16 protein-coding genes and 3 tRNA genes are annotated in these 17,950 nt (G+C 41.9%); 5 read left to right on the top strand and 14 right to left on the bottom strand.

Annotated elements, in window-relative coordinates; genetic code table 11:
* Positions 1 to 4: 4 nt before the first annotated feature.
* Genes rlmH through leuS form a run of 6 tightly spaced genes read right to left on the bottom strand, consistent with a single transcriptional unit; the run spans position 5 to position 5,643 of the window.
* Complete coding sequence (gene rlmH / locus AUR67_RS11245; protein WP_036967350.1) at positions 5 to 475, bottom strand: 23S rRNA (pseudouridine(1915)-N(3))-methyltransferase RlmH; 471 nt, start codon at positions 473 to 475, stop codon at positions 5 to 7.
* 27 nt (positions 476 to 502) lie between these two features.
* Positions 503 to 820, bottom strand: coding sequence for a ribosome silencing factor (gene rsfS / locus AUR67_RS11240; protein WP_054561829.1), 318 nt, complete (start codon positions 818 to 820; stop codon positions 503 to 505).
* A 56-nt stretch (positions 821 to 876) separates the two neighbouring features.
* Positions 877 to 1,512: a nicotinate-nucleotide adenylyltransferase gene (gene nadD / locus AUR67_RS11235; RefSeq protein ID WP_058585337.1), complete on the bottom strand. Its 636-nt coding sequence runs from the start codon at positions 1,510 to 1,512 to the stop codon at positions 877 to 879.
* A gap of 12 nt (positions 1,513 to 1,524) precedes the next feature.
* Positions 1,525 to 2,565, bottom strand: a complete 1,041-nt coding sequence (holA, locus tag AUR67_RS11230; protein ID WP_058585336.1) for a DNA polymerase III subunit delta — start codon at positions 2,563 to 2,565, stop codon at positions 1,525 to 1,527.
* Positions 2,565 to 3,053, bottom strand: a complete 489-nt coding sequence (gene lptE, locus AUR67_RS11225) for an LPS assembly lipoprotein LptE (RefSeq protein ID WP_058585335.1) — start codon at positions 3,051 to 3,053, stop codon at positions 2,565 to 2,567. Before lptE ends, holA begins: the two co-directional genes overlap by 1 nt.
* A 1-nt stretch (position 3,054) precedes the next feature.
* Complete coding sequence (gene leuS, locus AUR67_RS11220; RefSeq protein ID WP_058585334.1) at positions 3,055 to 5,643, bottom strand: leucine--tRNA ligase; 2,589 nt, start codon at positions 5,641 to 5,643, stop codon at positions 3,055 to 3,057.
* Between the two features lie 186 nt (positions 5,644 to 5,829).
* On the opposite strand from leuS, the gene AUR67_RS11215 reads away from it, so the two are divergent.
* From AUR67_RS11215 to AUR67_RS11200, 4 genes are all read left to right on the top strand, one after another.
* Positions 5,830 to 6,288: a zinc ribbon-containing protein gene (locus AUR67_RS11215; RefSeq protein ID WP_054551664.1), complete on the top strand. Its 459-nt coding sequence runs from the start codon at positions 5,830 to 5,832 to the stop codon at positions 6,286 to 6,288.
* Between the two features lie 69 nt (positions 6,289 to 6,357).
* A complete protein-coding gene (locus AUR67_RS11210; RefSeq protein WP_058585333.1) occupies positions 6,358 to 8,760 on the top strand; it encodes a Lon protease family protein in 2,403 nt (800 codons plus the stop codon).
* On the top strand, positions 8,757 to 9,233 hold the full coding sequence (locus AUR67_RS11205) for an FKBP-type peptidyl-prolyl cis-trans isomerase (RefSeq protein ID WP_058585332.1): 477 nt from the start codon (positions 8,757 to 8,759) through the stop codon (positions 9,231 to 9,233). Before AUR67_RS11210 ends, AUR67_RS11205 begins: the two co-directional genes overlap by 4 nt.
* Positions 9,234 to 9,590: 357 nt before the next feature.
* Complete coding sequence (locus AUR67_RS11200; protein WP_058585331.1) at positions 9,591 to 10,505, top strand: hypothetical protein; 915 nt, start codon at positions 9,591 to 9,593, stop codon at positions 10,503 to 10,505.
* A gap of 51 nt (positions 10,506 to 10,556) precedes the next feature.
* Here the strand turns inward: AUR67_RS11200 and lnt are convergent, their stop codons facing one another.
* The 5 genes from lnt to miaB are packed head-to-tail and all read right to left on the bottom strand — an operon-like array spanning position 10,557 to position 15,997.
* Positions 10,557 to 12,110, bottom strand: a complete 1,554-nt coding sequence (gene lnt / locus AUR67_RS11195) for an apolipoprotein N-acyltransferase (RefSeq protein WP_201024586.1) — start codon at positions 12,108 to 12,110, stop codon at positions 10,557 to 10,559.
* On the bottom strand, positions 12,091 to 12,975 hold the full coding sequence (gene corC, locus AUR67_RS11190) for a CNNM family magnesium/cobalt transport protein CorC (protein ID WP_054551660.1): 885 nt from the start codon (positions 12,973 to 12,975) through the stop codon (positions 12,091 to 12,093). Before corC ends, lnt begins: the two co-directional genes overlap by 20 nt.
* A gap of 22 nt (positions 12,976 to 12,997) precedes the next feature.
* Positions 12,998 to 13,453 (bottom strand): rRNA maturation RNase YbeY, encoded by a 456-nt coding sequence (ybeY, locus tag AUR67_RS11185; RefSeq protein ID WP_054551659.1) that lies wholly within the window; start codon positions 13,451 to 13,453, stop codon positions 12,998 to 13,000.
* A complete protein-coding gene (locus tag AUR67_RS11180) occupies positions 13,450 to 14,502 on the bottom strand; it encodes a PhoH family protein (protein ID WP_054551658.1) in 1,053 nt (350 codons plus the stop codon). Before AUR67_RS11180 ends, ybeY begins: the two co-directional genes overlap by 4 nt.
* Before the next feature lie 49 nt (positions 14,503 to 14,551).
* The gene (gene miaB, locus AUR67_RS11175) at positions 14,552 to 15,997 is read right to left on the bottom strand and encodes a tRNA (N6-isopentenyl adenosine(37)-C2)-methylthiotransferase MiaB (protein ID WP_054551657.1); all 1,446 of its coding nucleotides are present in this window, start codon (positions 15,995 to 15,997) and stop codon (positions 14,552 to 14,554) included.
* A gap of 258 nt (positions 15,998 to 16,255) precedes the next feature.
* On the opposite strand from miaB, the gene AUR67_RS11170 reads away from it, so the two are divergent.
* A complete protein-coding gene (locus AUR67_RS11170) occupies positions 16,256 to 17,425 on the top strand; it encodes an FAD-dependent oxidoreductase (protein ID WP_058585329.1) in 1,170 nt (389 codons plus the stop codon).
* A gap of 162 nt (positions 17,426 to 17,587) precedes the next feature.
* Here the strand turns inward: AUR67_RS11170 and AUR67_RS11165 are convergent.
* From AUR67_RS11165 to AUR67_RS11155, 3 genes are all read right to left on the bottom strand, one after another.
* Positions 17,588 to 17,662: transfer RNA gene (locus AUR67_RS11165), tRNA-Gln, on the bottom strand.
* Between the two features lie 38 nt (positions 17,663 to 17,700).
* Positions 17,701 to 17,785, bottom strand: a tRNA-Leu gene (locus tag AUR67_RS11160).
* A 66-nt stretch (positions 17,786 to 17,851) separates the two neighbouring features.
* Positions 17,852 to 17,926 (bottom strand) — tRNA-Gln (locus AUR67_RS11155).
* Positions 17,927 to 17,950 lie beyond the last annotated feature (24 nt).

Below are 17,950 nucleotides of genomic sequence, written 5' to 3'. Positions count from 1 at the left end.
TTTACTACTCGCGATGATAAGGGTGGTTGTTATTCAAGCTCCAGCCTCGGTATAGGCTTTCTGCAACAATAATGCGCACTAGAGGGTGCGGTAGTGTCAGGTTTGATAATGACCATTTTTGCTCAGACGCTGCAATACACTCAGGTGCTAAGCCTTCGGGTCCGCCGATCAATAAGCTGACATCGCGACCATCAAGCTGCCACTTTTCCATACTTTTTGCCAGCTGATGGGTATCCATTGGCTTACCGGTTACCTCTAGCGTCACAATGCGGTTGCCTTTAGGGATAGCAGCAAGGGTCTTTTCGCCTTCAAGTTGTAAAATACGTTTGATATCCGCATTTTTACCACGTTTACCTGCGGGGATTTCAATTAGCTCAAGGGGCATATCACGTGGGAAGCGACGTTGATATTCTGTGAATCCGGTTTCAACCCATGCTGGCATTTTGGTGCCAACAGCAATCAATTGTATTTTCAAAATGGTTACCTATGTCCTTGCTAAGGGTTAGCCCCAAAGTTTCTCTAGATCATAGAAGTCGCGAGATTGGTCTTGCATTACATGCACTACCACATCACCTAGGTCTACAAGCACCCATTCGCCTTCGTTTTGGCCTTCGTATCCGAGAGGCTCTTCACCTGCATGGCGTGCTTCTTTAGCAACGTGATCAGCAATCGATTGTACATGGCGTTTAGAGTTACCTGAGCACACTAACATGTAATCAGTAATGTCTGACTTACCACGAACATCAAGCTGTACCACATCACGGGCTTTCATATCGTCGACTTTATCAAGGGCAAATGCGAGTAGTTGTTTAGAATCCAAAGTGTTTTCTCAAAAATAAATAATCTTAATTTGTTATTTTATCACGCAGGCAGTATTTATTCATCTGTTTGGTAAAGATGATGCTGCGCAATGTATTGACTTACATTGGTAGGTAAAAGTTCCGCTATATCATTATTTAAATGCAGCTTTTTTCTGATTTCGCTTGAGGCGGCATTAACTTGTAAGCCATTTAAAAAGAATAACTTACCTGCAGGGGCTTGTTGTAGCTGGCTAAGTTGCTCTGTTACGGCATTCTCTTTATAAACTGCAAGTTCACCAGATACTTGGCAGTGCTGCCCCGGGCGCTGGTACACAACGATATGACAAAGTTTGACAATCTCTTGCCATTTAAACCATTTATCTAGGCTATTGAATGAGTCCATGCCGATTAAAAACATAATCGGCGCAGCTGGGTTTTCTGTACGTAGCTCTTCTAAACTCAGCAAAGAATAAGACGCACCTTCTCGGTTTAGTTCGCGGTAATCGATAGCAAAATGCGGATTGTCGTCAATCGCAAGTTTTAGCATGTTAATGCGATGCTCATCACTAATTCCAGGCTTGGCTTTATGAGCAGGAATAGCACAAGGCATGAAGTAAAGGGTATCGAGTTGGCACTGCTGAACACACTGCTGGGCCATATTAATATGACCTAAGTGAATTGGATCAAAGGTGCCACCAAAAATAGCAATCATCAATTGTTACTCTTAGTCAAAGACCGGCTGGCAAGGTAAAGGTATCGCCACAGGTTGGCAAAACACTAAGCATATTTGCATTAATGCTTGGTAGGGGGCTACGAGGTTGCCTTGTTTATATGCGGCATCAAACTGGGCTAATTGTTTGGTAATTTGTTCGAGTACTTGGATGTTCAAGCGATTTAAGGCCTGTTGTACAACCGCTTGTTGGTTTTTCCAAATATTATACTTTTTGTATAAATCAGCCATATTGGCACCATTCAAGCGCCCGTGTTGCATAGCCAGTAAGTTAGCTGCTTCTTTATTGATGGCCCAAAAAATGCTCATGGCTTCAGTGTTATCAGCAGCTAGTTTAGTCATTACTTTAACCGCTTGTTCGGCGTGGCCATTTAATAAAGCATCACTTAAATCAAAAATATCAAATTTTGACTGATTCAGTAGGCCTTGCATAACGGCTTGCTGGTCAATTAGCTCACTACCATAAAGCAAAGACAGTTTTTCTAACTCTTGATGACAGGCAAGTAAATTTCCTTCAGTGGCATCAATTAAGCTTTGTTTCGCGTTGTTGTGAAGGTTTAAGTTTAAACGATAGCATTGCTCATCTAACCAGCGGCTCAGGTGATTACCTGTTAATGGGTAACAAGGAACAAATAAGCCTTGCTTATCGAGGGCTTTAAACCAAGCACTGCGTTGAATATCTTGGCTGGCTTTGGCACCTTTTAAAACCAAAATAGTATCGGGATTAGCAAGCTCAACAAGTTGCTTAAAGATTTGACTGCCTTGCGTACCAGGTTTTTGCTCGTTTAAATCAAACTCAATTAAGGTACGAGCGCTAAACAGTGACATACTTTGGTATTGAGCAACAATTTCTTGCCAATCAAAACCCGGCATTAAGGTAAATTTGATTACCTCGTCAAAGCCTTGCTGTTTAGCTGCTTGACGAATTTGCATGATGCACTGAGCAATTTGGTAAGGCTCTTCACCAAAAACCATGTAAAAAGGCGCGAGGCCTTTTTTTAACTGGCTAGGAAGCTGGTTTGCATAACAACGCATTATAGTTGTGATAACTCACGAACAATACGACGACTCGCTTGCTTACGAATTTCGCCTAATAGCAAATCAAGCTCTTTTGCTTTTGCAAGGGCATTGTCTGGGTCGTCTTGGTAGTTACGATACAATTCAAAGCTTTGATTAATCGCTTTTTGTCCAGGGCGCTTCAGGGTATAGCTTACGCTGTAGGCAAGTTCATATTCAGCAACCTGACCATTATCAAACAATGACAGGATTTGACGCTCTAAACGATCTCTGTGAATCTTTAATTCAGGGTGTTTACCAACTTGGTTAAGCTCAACTTTACTCGCAATCAGTTCTTTTTCGACTAATTCGAATAATGCTGACTTTTCATCATCACCAACAAGAGTGATTATTTTCAAGTCGTCAGGCAAGTTAGAGGCTTTCTTTAAGTGAAAGCCACAACTTGTCAGCAGTAAACAGACTAGCGCAAGGGCTAGTCCGTTTTTCAGTGCTTGAAGCGCTGCCATCTTAGTTAGCAACCACGTTAAGTAGTTTGCCAGGTACGTAAATTACTTTACGGATAGTCGCGCCTTCAGTGAACTTAGTCACGTTTTCTTCAGCAAATGCTAATGCTTCAACTTGCTCTTTGGTTGCATCTGCAGGCACTGTTAACTTAGCACGTAGCTTACCGTTAACTTGTACAATGATTAGCTTCTCATCTTCAACAAGTGCTGACTCATCAACTGTTGGCCATGCTGCATCTAAGATGTCGCCTTCTTTGCCAAGGTCTTGCCATAACTGGTGACACATGTGCGGTGTGATAGGCGCAAGCATGATAAGTAATGCTTCAAGTGCTTCGTTAGCAATTGCCACATCTTGTTTATCAGCAAGTGGTGCTTTAAGTAACTTGTTCGAGATTTCCATGATAGCAGCGATTGCAGTGTTGAATGTTTGACGACGTTCAACGTCATCAGTCACTTTTGCAATTGCTTTATGAAGTTCACGACGAAGAACTTTTTGGTCGTTGTTTAATGCTGATTTATCAAGCGCTTGGTAGCCTACTGTTTCTACATCAACAGCGTATTTCCAAATACGTTTTAAGAAACGCATTGCACCTTCAACACCTGAATCAGACCATTCAAGAGTTTGCTCTGGTGGCGCTGTAAACATCATGAATAAACGAACTGTATCTGCACCGTACTCGGCAATAACTTGTTGCGGGTCGATACCGTTGTTTTTCGATTTCGACATTTTGCTCATGCCCGCAGAGAATACCGGCTCGCCATCTTCTTTGTGCCACGCTTTAACAACACGACCTTTGTCGTCTGTTTCAGTTTGTACGTCTGTTGGTGAAATCCAGATATCACCGCCTTTCTCATCTTTACGATAGAAAGTATCAGCTAGTACCATGCCTTGACATAATAAGCGCTCAAATGGCTCATCTGAGTTTACTAAACCAAAGTCACGTAATAGTTTGTGGAAGAAACGCGAGTAAAGTAAGTGCAAGATCGCATGCTCAATACCACCAATGTATTGGTTTACTGGTAACCAGTAATTTGCAGCACCTGGCTCGATCATGCCTTCGTCAAAACGTGGGCTACAGTAACGAGCGTAGTACCAAGACGATTCCATGAAGGTATCGAAGGTATCAGTTTCGTGGAATGCAGGCGCGCCATTTACAGTTGTTTTAGCCCACTCAGGATCAGCTTTGATTGGTGAAGTCACACCATTCATTACTACGTCTTCTGGTAAGCGAACTGGTAGCATGTCTTCTGTTGCTGCAAGCTCATCACCATTTTCGTCGCTAAGCATTGGAATTGGAGAACCCCAGTAACGCTGACGGCTAACACCCCAGTCACGTAGACGGAAATTAACTTTACGCTCACCTACACCCAGCGCTTCTAGTTTGTCTGCAACGGCATTAAACGCTGCTTCAAACTCAAGACCATCGAACTCACCCGAGTTAACTAACACGCCTTTTTCTGTGTATGCTTGATTGTTTAAATCAACCGTTTCTTCAGACCCTGCAGCTGGTGCGATAACTTGGGCAATTTCAAGGCCATAAGCTGATGCGAACTCGTAGTCACGTTGGTCATGTGCAGGAACAGCCATAACTGCGCCTGAGCCGTAATCCATTAATACAAAGTTAGCAACCCAAATCGGTACTTGCTTACCTGTTAATGGGTGAATCGCATAAAAGCCAGTTGCAATGCCTTTTTTGTCCATGGTTGCCATGTCTGCTTCAGCGATTTTCGTGTTTTTACACTCATCAACAAACATAGCTACAGCGTCGCTGTTTTTAGCGGCTTCTTGTGCAATTGGGTGACCTGCAGCAACTGCTACGTAAGTCACACCCATGAAGGTATCTGGGCGCGTTGTATAAACACTGAATGTATCTTCGTTATCAGCACGCTTAAATTCGATTTCTAAACCTTCAGAGCGACCAATCCAGTTGCGCTGCATGGTTTTAACTTGCTCAGGCCAGTGATCAAGTTTATCTAAATCGTCTAGTAGCTCTTGTGCGTAATCAGTGATTTTGATGAACCATTGTGGAATTTCTTTTTGCTCAACAATGGCACCTGAACGCCAACCACGACCATCAATAACTTGTTCGTTAGCAAGTACAGTTTGGTCAACTGGATCCCAGTTTACTGTTGACATCTTTTTGTATACTAAGCCTTTTTCGTAAAGCTTAGTGAAGAACCACTGTTCCCACTTGTAGTATTCTGGGTGACATGTTGCGATTTCACGATCCCAATCATAACCAAAGCCTAATTGCTTTAACTGGTCGCGCATGTAATCGATGTTTTCGTAAGTCCACTTAGCAGGGGCTGTGTTATTTTTGATTGCCGCATTTTCAGCAGGTAGACCAAACGCATCCCAACCCATAGGTTGCATTACGTTTTTGCCTTGCAAGCGTTGGAAGCGTGATACTACGTCACCAATGGTGTAGTTACGAACGTGACCCATGTGGAGTCGGCCGCTTGGGTATGGGAACATAGATAGGCAGTAATACTTTTCTTTGCTCTCATCTTCAGTGACTTTAAATACTTGGTTTTCTTCCCAGTAGGCTTGTACTTTTGACTCAATGTCTTGCGGGTTATATTGCTCTTGCATCTACGATTCCAGACTTCTTGCAAATTAATAAAAAATTGTCGATAAGGATAACCCAAAATACATGCTAATCACAGCGGCAAATAGGCGCTTTTGTTAATTTTCCAAGGAAATATATTTTCAGGGCAGGTTAACCTATACTCAACTAGAATAACGGTTGATTTTTCATCATTTTTGAAGGAGTAAACGATGGCAGATTATAAATCTTGGCTTAGCGATTTAAGTGCATGGCTTAAAGACGTAAAAGATCATGAGCTAAAAGATGCAATGGAAAAATTTGTTGAGTCAGAGCAGGCACTTAAAGACTTAGGGCAAGAAAAGCTCAATCAGTATCGTGACTATCTACAACGCGATATCGACCACATTAAAGAAAACGACAGTCACTATGATTCACTCGCATGGCTAGAGCTTAAAGAATCGCTTTGGTATGAGTTATCTCACATTGAAGATAAAACCCAGCTCGAATGGCAAGCCTTAAACCAAGATTTTCAACACAATGGTGTCTATCAAGAGGGAGAATGGATAGCCATGGGCACATTAGTATGTAAAAATTGTCAGCATAGTTACGATGTTTACCATGCTACGCAAATTACTCCTTGTACTGAATGTGGCGGTATTTATTTTCGCCGTAAGGCATTACAACCTTAATCAGTGACGCAGGCTTGTGCTGGGCGTTACCTATAATGCCCAGTCAAGACTGGGAAATAAGAAGTTAGAATGACAAAAAAACTAATCCCTCTACCTATTTCTGCGTTAGCGCCTAAGATTGCCGCAAGTCATGTTGCGACTTGTATGCAAAACCCATATCCAGAAGCGTTGCCATTTATTGGTCAACAACGTGCACAAAGTGCCCTCGACTTTTCACTTGGAATGGAATTACCGGGTTATAATGTTTATGTGATGGGTGAAGCGGCCCACGGTCGTTACACCTTAGTAAAAGACAAACTCACAGCCCATTCAAAAGACCGCCCAACGCCTAATGAGTGGTTGTATGTTAACAACTATGATGACCACCGCGAGCCAATCGCGTTATTCATGCAAGCAGGTCAATCAAAGCAATTAGCTGACGATATAGATTCATTTATCGACGAAGTACTCGATACATTCCCAGCAGCTTTTGATAACCCGGGTTATCAACGCAAGAAAAAATCAATCGACCGTGAGTTTACCGATACTTACGATGCGGCAATTACTGCTGTTGAAATTGCTGCTCTTGAACAAAGCGTGGCACTGATTGAAGAAAATGGCGTTGTTGGATTTGCGCCATTAGTTAACGGTAAACAACTGAGCGACAGTGAATTTGCAGCCCTTGATGAGCCTCTGCGTATCGAATTTTATGAGGTTATCGAAAAGCTTGAAGATGCGTTAATCGAAGCATTAATAGAGCTTCCTCGCTGGAAACGAGAGTCATCTGAAAAACTACGTAACCTTAAAAAATCAACTGCTGAGCTTGCGACTAAGCCACTAATTAAAGCTCTTGAACATAAATACGCGACACACATTGGTGTATTGCGTTATTTAAAAGATATTCGTGAAGAAATCATTGATGCGGTACTTGAATGGCTCGACGATGATGAAAACGACGAAAATAAAGAAGACTTTGACCGTAAAGGGATGCTCACAGACTTCTTTGCGCCAAATATTCTAGTCGAATACAAAGAGGGCGATGCAGCCCCTGTAGTGTATGAGCCAAACCCGACTTTTGGCAATATTTTCGGCAAAATTGAATATGCGACTTCGCAAGGCTCGCTTATCACCAGTTACCGCTCAATTCAGCCAGGTGCACTGCACCGTGCTAATGGTGGCTATTTGATTATGGATGCCGAAAAAGTCATGGCGAACCCACAAGTGTGGGATGGTCTTAAGCTTTCTTTAAAAACGCATCAAATCAAAAACGACTTACCATATCAAGACAGCTCTGTGGGAAGTAGCTTCACGTTACGTCCGCAGCTTATTCCTCTTGATGTAAAAATAGTGCTGCTAGGCTCTCGCGACCTTTATTACACCATTGGTGAATATGATGAAGAGTTTGCAGAGTTATTCCGTGTCCTTGCTGACTTTGATTATTACTTACCAAGTAGCGATAAACTGCAATATCAGTTCATTACCAAGGTGACTGAATATTGTCAGCAAACACTCAACTGCACCGTAAATGAAGCGGCAATGGCGAGGTTATTAAAGTTTAGTTATCGCCAAGCTGAGCACCACAACAAGCTCTCAGCTCGTTTTGCTGATGTATTAGAGTTAGTGGCAGAAGCCAGTTTTTATGCCAAACAAGACGGCCAACCCGTGATTGATGCTCATCACATAGATGAAGCCATTGTTGGTAAGCAGTACCGTACAGGGCAAATTTCAGAAACCATGCTGAGTGATATCAAAGAAGGGCAAATTTTAATTGCAACCGAAGGTCACGCAGTGGGCAAAGTAAATGGCTTAACTGTGCTGCACATTGGCGATACCTCATTTGGCACACCAGCACGCATAACAGCCACTGTATACGCAGGTGCAGATGGCGTAATTGACGTTGAACGTGAAGCCGAGCTGGGTAAAGCCATTCACTCAAAAGGGGTGATGCTATTAACTGGCTACTTAGGTAATAAGTATGCTCAGCAATTTAGCCTAACGCTCAGTGCCAATATCGCAATAGAGCAAAGCTATGGCTACATCGACGGTGATAGCGCCTCATTAGCAGAGCTGTGCGCGCTTATATCAGCCATTACAAACTTACCTATTAGCCAATCTATTGCACTGACAGGTTCAATTAACCAGCATGGTGATGTGCAATCAATTGGTGGCGTAAACGAGAAAATAGAAGGCTTCTTCAAACTTTGTAAAATGCGTGGCTTAACCGGTGAGCAAGGGGTGATTATTCCTAAATCTAACCAAGTTAATTTAGTGCTTGATGACGAAGTACTCGATGCCGTTGAAAAAGGACGCTTTAATATTTATGCCGTTGAAACCGTTGATCAAGCACTGAGCTTATTAATGGATAAAGACGCAGGTGAATTGGCTGCAGAAGGTTACCCTGAAGGCTCTATTAACGCGCTAGCCTTAGCAAGGCTTGCCAATATCGCCGATATCGTAAATGGCGACAATGATGATGAGAAGGACGCAGAATGATTAATTTAATACTTTTACTGATCATTGGTATTTTTTGTTTTTTAATTTTTAAAAACAGTAAAAAGGCGAAGCTACAAGCCCTTGAAAATGAAAAACTCGCCGCGGACTTTTTAGCGAATAATAGTAAAGCTGACGATGTTCATGAAACCGCATCTGGGCTGCAATACAAAATTGAGCAAAGTTCAGGTAATGACACAAAGCCAAGTGCAACCAGTAAAGTAAAGGTTCACTATCATGGCACGCTTATGGATGGCAGTGTTTTTGACAGTTCAGTGGTAAGAAACTCACCAATTAGCTTTGGTTTAAATCAAGTCATTGCGGGTTGGAGCGAAGGCTTACAGCTAATGAACGAAGGGGATAAGTTTACCTTTTATATCCCGCCTCAGCTTGCTTACGGCCGTAAACGCGTCGGCAGCATTCCAGCAGGCTCGCTACTTATATTTGATGTAGAGCTGATAAAGATAGAATCTTAAAATGTTAAAAAGGCTTCATCATGAAGCCTTTTTTAATTGCCTGCTAAATGTAGTTGAACAGATTTACCTCAATGCAAACATTATTGAATGTAAAGTAGCTGAGACTTTTAAAGTAATTTACTTTTTCGAAAATGCACGTTGCAGTGTAATAACTAGCTAATCTTGCGTTGACAAAATTGATAGGTCTCTGTACAAGTTCTATAGTACCCCTTTGGGGTATTTTATTTATATTGAAGTAGTAAAGCCTCATCTCATTTTTTAAAATGAACTTCTATAGCCCATAGAAAACCTTCAGAAAATTAGGTTGTTTCTTGTATTTTGGTTATTTTAAAGTTGCATTAATAAAAGGATTTTTGAATGTACAAACTTATATTATTGTTTATTATTTTTTCGGGAATATCCTTGCCTGCTTTTGGTCAGGCAGAAGTTGAAATCTGCAATAATTGCTCTCAAAGTCAAAAAGACAAGGTTGCTAGGCTAAGCGTTAACTCTGATACTAAAGCTGTCATTGTGGTCGATATGATTAATGAAACAGCATTAAAATATGATACTCACTACATTGAAGATCGTTATGGTGAGCCAGTAGTTAGTGTTTCTTTGTCTGAGCTTAGTAATGATGAAGTTTTTGATTTAGGCCTTCTCTATGAATATCGCAAAGAGTTAGTACGTTTAATAACGCGTGCTTCTGAAAAGAGTATGCTTAAAGATGCGCAAAGTACTCAACGTAATATATCGACTCCTAATTATACTAATTCCAATGCAAGTGATAATTCCCCGATAGGAAAGGTGATTGAAGTCAAGGGAAGTCCCTATGACTTTTTGCTTGCCAGTTATTTTAGAAATGATGTTTATGACTTTTATTTTGCGGGTGAGACATTAGCTTTAACAAAAATATTATTACCAACTAAGGGAACAATTAAATTTCCGAATATGAATAAGTTAAAGCTATATGTTCGTATAAACTTTTATAGTGATGATTTGGCTAAAAGCCTAAATGGTTTTGTTAGCGTAACACTAAACCCAGTAATTAAGTCATTTAATGTTTTAGGTGGGCGGGATGGATTTAAAAACTCAATTCCTTTGAAGCAAGACGAAATTAGTGGTCATGATTTTATATTCGCAAATGCTAAGAGCGAAGATAAAAATGAGAGCGAAAGAAATGAACACGCCAAGTTTGAAAGATACTCCAGCTCACTAGACGGAGGAGTTAGCTGCCGAGTTGTGAAAACCAAAACGAAGGGAAATAAAAAAATATACACTTATCAATGCTAGCGTTATAAGTTAAAGAGTGGAGTTACCACTCTTTAACTGTCGTCTAAACTTTTATTTGTTATTTTTAATCCTAATAAGCACACCAACAGTACCGAGTAATATCACTACCGCCCATACTGGCCAATTGCCGTATTGGCTATAGATACTATCGCCTTTAATTAAAGTGATATTGGCCTCAAGTACATCAGCTTTAAATTGTGGCATAGCTAATTGTGATTTAGCGATAGGGTCGTAAACGGCGCTAATACCATTATTAGTAACACGAATTAGTGGGCGCTGTAACTCTAAGGCGCGCATACGCGCTAATTGCATATGTTGGTGCGGGCCATGGGAGTCACCAAACCATGCATCGTTACTCACCGTGAATAAAATGTCAGAGTCACTGCGATAATTACCACGAACCAACTCAGAAAAGGCAATTTCATAGCAAATAGCCGGTAAAATATTTAAGCCATTAGCGCGTAAATTGTTTTGCACTTCATCGCCACGAGTGAAAGATGACATAGGTAAATCAAACAGTGGCGCAATTGGGCGCAAGAAGTCCTGAAACGGAACAAACTCACCAATAGGTAATAACTGATGCTTTTGATAGCGGTTTTTACCTAAATATTGATAGTGGCCTTCACTGTCATTGTGTTCTTTTTTACCAAGCACTATTAAGGTATTAAAAATGTTACGCGTGTCGTATTGGTAATCAACGATACCAGTAATAAGCGCGGTGTCATTAAACGTTGCGGCACTATCAAGGCCTGTTAAATACTCGGTTGATAATGCTTCAAGCTCAGGCACTGCAGCTTCTGGCCAAACAATTAAATCAGCATCCCAATGCAGGCGAGTCATATCTTGGTATTTGCTCATAGTCGCCCAAAACTCAGACGGCTCAAAGCGAAGATGCTGTTTAATATTGCCCTGCACCAGTACAGTTTTAATGGTTTTGTCTTGGTAGTGTAGCTGGCTGCTGCTTGCAATCGTATATAAGCCAGCTAATAGGGCTACAGAGGCGATAAGAGGTTTACCATCTTTATTTGCTAGGCGATATAAAGCAAACGCAATTAACATACATACAAGCGTGATCCCAAACTCACCAATCACTGGGGCTAAAAAATTAAGTGGGCTGTCTGTTTGCGTGTAACCAAAGCTCAGCCACGGAAAGCCCGTTAGCAATGTGCCACGTAAGTATTCTGTGGTTGCGATAGCGGCGAGTAACCAACATATAAAGCTGTATGGGCCTGTAGCAAGGCGTGTTGCTAGCCAAGTAGCTAATGCAGGATAAAGGGCTAAATAAGCACAAAGCAGTACCATTAACGAAAGTGATGCGATTAATGGCATGCCACCAAAGGTCGCTATTGATACATGCACCCAGCTTATACCTGCACCAAACCAACCTAAACCAAATATAAAGCCATATTTAGCACTTTGTTTAGCGGCTAATTTACCGTTTGCGAGAGGGTTAATGCAGTAGAGTAGAGCACCAAGGGAAAGAAAAGTTATAAACCATAGGTTATAGGGGGCGTAACTTAAGGTTAAAAAGAGGCCCGCAACAAGTGCGAGCCAGGCTTTTTTATCTTTTGCAAGGTGACTTAGGTTAGTTAGCAGTTTCTTCACTGTCGTTATCATCAGCCTTTGGAATGGTGACTTGCAATTGTAAGATACGGCGGTTATCTGCGTTAGTGACTTTAAATTGTAAGCCTTCTACCTCGATTGTTTCACCACGGCTTGGCATATGGCCAAATGCATGTAAAACAATACCACCTATGGTGTCAGCATCTGAGGTGCTGTAACCGGTTTTAAAATATTCATTAAAGTCATCAACTTCAGTCAGCGCTTGCACAGCGTAAACGTGCTTTGCAACTTGGCGAATATCTTGTAGGTCTTCACTTTCATCGTGTTCGTCTTCGATTTCACCAACGATGATTTCTAGGATATCTTCAATAGTGACAAGACCAGACACACCACCATACTCATCAATAACAATCGCCATGTGGTAACGTTGTTGACGGAACTCATTAAGCAGAGTGTCTACACGTTTACTTTCAGGCACTACAACTGCAGGACGCAAATATTCACGTAAAGAAGGCAGTTGCTCATCTTTGTTGATGATCAGTGGTAATAAATCTTTTGCTAATAAAATACCTTCAACATGGTCTTTGTCTTCACATACCACAGGAAAGCGTGAATGTGTTGAATCAACCATCATAGGTAATAGCTCTTCTAATGGTGTATCAACCTCTAAGGTTACCATTTGCGAGCGTGGGATCATGATGTCCCGCACTTTCAGCTCTGATACACCCAGCACCCCTTCAATCATATCTTTGGTTTCAGGGTCGATAAGGTCGCGTTCTTGCGCATCGGCAATTACTTCTACCAGCTCTTCTCTATTCTGGGGTTCCCCTTGCAACATTTGGGCTATGCGGCCCAGCCACGTTTTGCCAGAAGAACCCTGGCTAGTTTGCGAGTTGTCGTCGCTCATTGCGTCTAATTGCTCCGTTAATTTAAATATCGTCTCGATATGGGTCAGCGATGTTCAGATCGGCAAGTAATTGCTTTTCAATGCTTTCCATTTCAAGTGCATCTTCGTCCTTTATATGGTCAAATCCAAGTAAATGCAAGCATCCATGGATAACCATATGGGCAAAATGGTCGTGAAAGGTTTTTTCTTGCTCAATTGATTCGGCTAAAACAATAGCCGGGCAAATGATTAAATCACCTACTAAAGGTAACTCAATGCCCGGTGGTGCTTCAAATGGAAAAGATAAGACATTAGTCGGTTTATCTTTGCCGCGGTAATCATTGTTGAGCTGCTGGCTTTGTGCTTCATCGCTGATCACTATAGTCAGCTCTGCATCTTCACGGTAGTTGCTAAGGGCTTTGTCAGCCCATAGCTGGAATTGTTCAAAGCTTGGTAAGTCGTCAAACTCACAGGCTATTTGTAAATCTAATTCGGTCACGAGTTTGCTTCTTGTTGGTTTGCTTGTGCTTCTTTCGCACGTTGCTTCTCTGCACGTTTTAAACGTTCTGCTTCATCGTTTCGCTCATAAGCTTCAACGATACGAGCAACAACCGGGTGGCGAACCACATCGTGTGATTGGAAGAAGTTAAAGCTAATTTCATCGACACCGTTTAATACTTCGATGGCATGACGTAGGCCTGAGCGGGCACCACGAGGTAAATCGACTTGTGTAATATCGCCTGTAATCACCGCTTTTGAATTAAAACCAATACGGGTTAAGAACATTTTCATTTGTTCTGCCGTGGTGTTTTGGCTTTCATCGAGAATAATAAACGCGTCATTTAGCGTACGACCACGCATGTAAGCAAGGGGCGCAACTTCAATCACGTTTTTCTCAATCAGTTTTTCAACTCGTTCAAAACCCAGCATTTCAAATAATGCATCGTATAAAGGGCGTAAATACGGGTCGATTTTTTGGCTTAAGTCACCCGGTAAAAAGCCTAGTTTTTCACCAGCTTCAACTGCTGGACGGGTGAGTAGAATACGGCGGATTTCTTGACGCTCTAAGGCATCAACAGCTGCAGCAACCGCTAAATAAGTTTTACCTGTACCGGCTGGGCCAATACCAAAGGTAATATCGTGGTGCAAAATATTTGCAACATACACGCCTTGATTATCATTGCGCGGTTTAATAACGCCACGGCGAGTTTTAATCACCATGTCTTTGCCATATACACCTGGGTTTTCATCTTGCTCTAGCGCATTTGATTCGCTAATTGCCAAATGTACGGCTTCAGGTTCAATCTCGCCAATCAGGCCGCGAATAGGTTGAGTTTCAATATAGAGGTTTTTTAGTATCTCAACAGCCGCAGCTGCAAGGTGCAGTTTACCGGTTACTCTGAAGAAATTATCACGGTGTGCAATCTCAACACCAAGGCGGCGTTCAATTTGCTTAATGTTTTCGTCAAACGGACCACATAAAGATGAAAGGCGTTTGTTGTCGGCGGGTTCTAAATAAATCTCTAATGTTTTTAACTGATTACTCAAAATTGCTTCCTATTGATGGGTGCAGGCTGTGCCTGCACCAAGTGTCACCCTAAGGTACGAAAGTAGCAACGCCAATTTCGTTAGGGGCCGTAGCAGCCTCAGCTTCAGCAGCTTTATTTAAAATAGCTGAAGGTGCCACATCACGGCGTAAGTTCATTTCTGATTCTGTACGAATTAACTCACCACGTAAAGAGTTTGGCAATGCTTCTGTAATACGTACATCAACGAATTGACCGATCACTGAGTGAGGGCCTTCAAAGTTAACCACTCGGTTGTTCTCAGTACGGCCACGTAATTCCATTGGGTTCTTCTTAGAAGGACCTTCAACTAGGATACGCTGTTCGGTATCAAACATTTGGCGGCTGATTTGCTGAGCCATTTGCGTGATACGGTTTTGCAGAATGTATAAACGTTCTTTTTTCTCTTGCTCTGTTACGTCATCTGGTAAATCAGCAGCAGGCGTACCAGGGCGCGCACTGTAGATGAAGCTAAAGCTCATATCAAAGCCAATATCATTGATAAGGTTCATAGTTGCTTCAAAGTCCGCTTTACTTTCGCCAGGGAAACCAATGATGAAGTCTGAAGACATGCTTAGGTTAGGGCGAATTTTACGTAACTTACGAATCGTAGATTTGTACTCGAGTGCAGTGTGACCACGTTTCATAAGGTTAAGAACACGGTCTGAACCACTTTGCACTGGTAAGTGTAGGTGATCAACAAGCTCAGGTACGTCTGCATACGCATCAATGATATCTGGCGTAAATTCTACAGGGTGCGATGTGGTGTAACGAATACGGTCAATACCGTCAATCGCAGCGACATAACGTAGTAGGTCAGAGAAGTAACAAATTTCACCGTCGTGAGTTTCACCGCGATACGCATTTACGTTTTGACCAAGTAGGTTTACTTCGCGAACACCTTGCTCTGCAAGTTGGGCAACTTCAAGTAATACGTCATCAAGTGGACGGCTTACTTCTTCACCACGCGTATAAGGAACTACGCAGAATGTACAGTATTTAGAACAACCTTCCATAATTGATACAAACGCAGTAGGGCCTTCCGCTTTTGGCTCTGGTAAACGGTCGAACTTTTCAATCTCAGGGAATGAAACGTCAACTACCGAGCTGCTGTCGCCACTTTGCACTTGCTTAATCATTTCAGGTAAGCGGTGTAATGTTTGCGGGCCAAAGATTACATCAACAAACGGTGCACGTTGACGGATTGAGTCACCTTCTTGCGATGCAACACAGCCACCAACACCAATGATTAACTCTGGTTTGTCGTCTTTTAATAGTTTCCAACGGCCAAGCTGATGGAATACTTTCTCTTGTGCCTTTTCACGGATTGAACAGGTATTGAGTAAGATCACGTCAGCGTCTTCAGCTTCTTCAGTTAACTGATAGCCGTTAGTCGCATCTAGTAGATCAGCCATTTTCTGAGAGTCGTACTCGTTCATCTGACAACCCCAGGTTTTAATATGCAGCTTTTTACTCATTGAAATATAGCCTCGTTTTCAATTCGGTAGTGACACAAAAATGTGTTAGAAACAGGATTAAGTGGCAAGTATGCCGACTTAAAGGACGCGTATTTTAGCTGGATACCCGCACAGATCCAAGTATAGATTTTATCTTTGTGGTGTGAAATCAAACAAGTCACTGTTTTGAAATTCATAAGCGGTAAATGCACTGACACACAATATTGAATTACGTTACAATTTATCCCGTATTTAAATAGCCAAATGAGCGAATATTAAATGAATAAAAATAAGGTAATTGTTGTCGGTGGCGGCATGGTAGGTGCTGCTACTGCTGTAAAACTGGCCAAGCAGGGGAGGGATGTCACCGTTATTGAAAAGCACCTTATCGATGCTGATCACATTTTAAGCTCAGATAAGGTAGATATTCGCATTTCGGCTATTAATCGTTTTTCAGAGAACTTACTAGATGATCTCGGTGCAATGCCGTTACTAAGGCAAAATCGTATCGCGCCTTATCAACAACTAGAGGCTTACCAGCAGCAAGGCGAGAATTTATTGTTTGATTGCCATGAGATTGGCGAAACGCATTTAGGTCATTTAATCGAAAATAATTTAATTCAAGCAAGTCTCTGGCAGCAATTCGACAAGTACAACATCGAAGTGATAGAGCAGTTATCTGCCATCACGGATATTACTCAAACGACTGATTCAATCACCTTACATTATGGCGATACTCAATATACCGCCGACTTAGTTGTTGCTGCAGATGGTGGACAGTCACAATTGCGAACTAAAGCTGGTTTAGGTGTAACGGGTTGGCAATATGGCCAGCATTGCATGGGCGTGTTAATCAAATTAGATGCCCCACAGCAGGTAAAAACGTGGCAACAATTTACGCCAACCGGGCCTGTGGCGTTTTTACCGATGCAGGCCCCTTATGCTAATTTAATTTGTTATCACGATGCAGGGGTTTTAAAGCAGTGGCAAAAGTTGTCGAATGAGCAACTTAAAGCAAAACTCATTGACCATTTTCCTGAACTACCGGGTGACTTTGAATTACTTGAGCATGCTGTTTTTCCACTTGCACGCCAACATGCCAATGATTATTCGCACGGACGTTTAGTTTTGGTGGGTGATTCGGCGCACACAATTAACCCGCTTGCTGGGCAAGGTGTGAACCTAGGGTTTCAAGATGTTGTAGCACTGGCAGATATTTTGGCAGATCAACCTGATGTTGGTCAGCAAGCGTTATTAAAACGCTACGAGAAAAAACGCCGCCACGCTAATTTGCTAATGATGAGCATGATGGATGCATGTTATTTTGGTTTTTCAAACGAGATTAAATCACTGAGCTGGGTGCGCAGTAAGTTTTTAAAGCTTGCTAATAACACAGGCCCTGCAAAGAACTGGGTTTTAAAATATGCGATTAGCGGGACATTAAGTTAATCGTAAAAAATTAATCGTCAAAAGACAAAGAAGCGGGGTAATGAAAATTAGCCCGCTTTTTTTGTGCTAATACCAAATATACTTTGGAGAAACTTGAAACTTGAAACTTGAAACTTGAAACTTGAAACTTGAAACTTGAAACTTGAAAGGGAAGTAAGTAGTTGGCTGGGATACCAGGATTTGAACCTGGGAATGGCAGGATCAAAACCTGCTGCCTTACCGCTTGGCGATATCCCAACGCTAAACTTGAAGAGTTTTAGTTCTACTTAAGAACATGGTGCGGAAGGAGAGACTTGAACTCTCACAACCGAAGTTACTGGAACCTAAATCCAGCGCGTCTACCAATTCCGCCACTCCCGCATCAAAGGGTCTGCAAATTTAAACTCTTAGCTTGAGTTTTCTTATTCACTCTCTTGGTAGAGAAAGTGGCTGGGATACCAGGATTTGAACCTGGGAATGGCAGGATCAAAACCTGCTGCCTTACCGCTTGGCGATATCCCAACAAAGAATAATTTGATAGTTTTG

The organism is Pseudoalteromonas sp. XI10 (genome assembly GCF_001469895.1).
Classification (GTDB): domain Bacteria; phylum Pseudomonadota; class Gammaproteobacteria; order Enterobacterales; family Alteromonadaceae; genus Pseudoalteromonas.
This window is presented reverse-complemented; position numbering and strand designations above follow the sequence as displayed.